We start from the raw sequence: 2,519 nt of genomic DNA, 5'->3' as shown, positions 1-2,519 counted from the left end.
GAATTGGGGGGTATCTGGGTAAGGTTGGGGAGTTGGGAACTCTTGTGCTAAAACAGGAGCAAAGTTACCCAACATCATTACCGTGATGAAGGATATTAAAGATAAAATTGCGAAAGAAGACTTAAATAAACGTCGCCAAAATTGATCGATAGTACCTAGTTTCATCGGATTGAATGACACCTTTGCTACCCACGCACGCCATACTTTACATGAGTCACTGCGCGATACTCCTTCAGACTTGCTACGCGATCGCATGTTGTTGTGATGGAATTTACTCGCCATATTAGTTTACAGGTATTTATGCTGCCTAAAGGAGCCAATTGGTAATAGTTCACTCAATGCCGTAAGAGAACTCCACAGAAAGAAATGCTTTTCGGTCATTTGTTTTGTGGCTTACTTGAAATTAAATATGCATCAGATAAGTTGACGCACATTTTAAATTAACAAGTAGAATCTTTGACGCAATCAGCATCTAAGTAGTGCCCGTCAAAGTATATCTAGCTGTTGGAAAAGACCAAAAAATTGTATTTTTGAATCGTGGAATGATTAGGATTCAAGCAAAGACGGTTGAAACAGCGATTATTTTATACACACCCGAAAAATAAATTACCCATAATTGTAGGGGTTCCCCCATCCTTATGATTGATAGGATTGGTAAATTTATGATTGAGATATTTTTTATAAAATAGGTTAGTCTACCAGAACATAACTCACACATTTTCATGACTGACAACATGCGACGCGAGTTTAATAATCGCGATGAATTGATTACATACCTCAACGAACAATTTCCTCAAGCAGCAGAGAGAAGTGACAAAATCAGCGAGATATCTGGTGGAAGAAAAGCTGCGGAAACTGTACTGCAAAAAGTTGACCCCTTCAAATACGCAAAAACACGTAATTTTTTTACAGGTGCTGTCACTCATTTATCTCCCTATCTTCGCTATGGGGTGATGAGTTTGCGCGAAGTTCGAGATTATGCACTTGGGAAAGCACGTAGCCAAGGTGATGCGATGAAGCTGGTGAATGAGTTGGGATGGCGTGACTACTGGCAAAGATTGTATCGGAAATTGGAGGATAAAATTTGGGAAGACCAGGAAGAATATAAAACTGGGTATAAATTGAGTGAGTATGCATCTAATTTACCCGAAGATATTCGCAACAGCACAACAGGGCTGTTTTGTATAGATAGTTTTGGTCGAGATTTACGGGAAGTAGGGTATTTACACAATCATGCTCGAATGTGGATGGCAGCGTATGTGGTTCATTTTCGACGTATTTGCTGGCAAGCTGGAGCAAAATGGTTTCTCGAACATCTTTTAGATGGTGATCCGGCAAGTAATAATATGTCATGGCAGTGGGTAGCGAGTACGTTTAGTCATAAGCCTTATTTTTTTAATCGAGAGAATTTAGAACGGTATACGGAAGGTGTTTATTGTCGGCAATGTCCACTTTTTGGAAAATGTGATTTTGAAGGAAGTTATGAAGAATTAGAAGGGAAATTGTTTCCCAAAGGGGAGTTTAATAGACAGGCAAATAGTCAAAGTTGGCAGAAGGGAAAAAGGAGATAATTTTTTTATCCTAATTGTATTAAATGTTGGGTTACGCACTCGCTGACACCTAACCTAACAAAAAATTTTATATTCATAAATTCTCATTACTAACTAAATAAAATGCCAAAACCAATACCAATTATTTGGATACATGGAGACTGTTTAAGTCCCAAAAACCCCGCACTCAAAGAATATCCTGACGTACCTGCAATTTGGGTATGGGATGACGCATTAATCGAAGAATGGCAAATTAGTCTTAAACGCATTACTTTTATTTACGAATGCTTGCTAGAACTACCTGTGACTATTAGACGTGGAGACGTAGCAACCGAAATTTTAGCTTTTGCAAAAGAACATAAAGCAACTCAAATTGTCACCACAGATAGCCCTAGTTCTCGGTTTGAGAAAATATGCGATCGCATCGAAGAAAGCTTGGAATTGGAAGTGTTGGAAGTAGAACCATTTTTCGACTATGACGGTTTTATTGACTTAAAGCGCTTTTCCCGCTATTGGAAAGTTGCTGAACAACATGTATTTGAATAATTGCGATCGTACATAAGTGGTTAGGCAAAATTAAATATATATTGTTATTGCGAGGAACGTAAGCGCTTCGCGTTCCCTCGTTGCTTTAGCTTCATCCTAGTGCTACTGTATTTCTGATAGGAGATACAGGTTATCCTGTCATAATGAGGTTAAGTAAATCTTGTTCTATATTGAGAGCATCATTTAATTAAAAAGTTATAGGAGAGATAAATGATGATACCTAATAATAAAAAATCTCTTGGAAATTACTTAAGTTATGAGAAATTAAAAGACCTTAAATTATTGGATGTATGGATTCAAACTGGTGGAAATATTAATTATTTGATAGAAGAAGGTTTTCTAAAAATTAGCGATATTGAAGAAAATGAAGATACTATACAAGAGAAATCTAAATCATCCCTAAAAACTGGGATTATATTAGTA

3 protein-coding genes and 1 pseudogene are annotated in these 2,519 nt (G+C 37.0%); 3 read left to right on the top strand and 1 reads right to left on the bottom strand.

Annotation, left to right across the window (positions count from 1 at the left end):
• Positions 1 to 282: pseudogene (locus CK510_RS31310) on the bottom strand (hypothetical protein); the annotation flags it as partial.
• A 440-nt stretch (positions 283 to 722) separates the two neighbouring features.
• Between CK510_RS31310 and CK510_RS29200 the strand changes: the two are divergent.
• The 3 genes from CK510_RS29200 to CK510_RS29190 all read left to right on the top strand — a co-directional run.
• Positions 723 to 1,571 (top strand): FAD-binding domain-containing protein, encoded by an 849-nt coding sequence (locus CK510_RS29200; protein WP_095724956.1) that lies wholly within the window; start codon positions 723 to 725, stop codon positions 1,569 to 1,571.
• Between the two features lie 102 nt (positions 1,572 to 1,673).
• Entirely contained in the window at positions 1,674 to 2,096 is a 423-nt protein-coding gene (locus tag CK510_RS29195) for a hypothetical protein (protein ID WP_095724955.1), read from the top strand.
• Positions 2,097 to 2,306: 210 nt separating this feature from the next.
• A partial coding sequence (locus tag CK510_RS29190; protein WP_211293345.1) for a hypothetical protein occupies positions 2,307 to 2,519 on the top strand: 213 nt, incomplete at its 3' end.

The organism is Brunnivagina elsteri CCALA 953 (assembly GCF_002289455.1).
Lineage (GTDB): Bacteria > Cyanobacteriota > Cyanobacteriia > Cyanobacteriales > Nostocaceae > Brunnivagina > Brunnivagina elsteri.
This window is presented reverse-complemented; position numbering and strand designations above follow the sequence as displayed.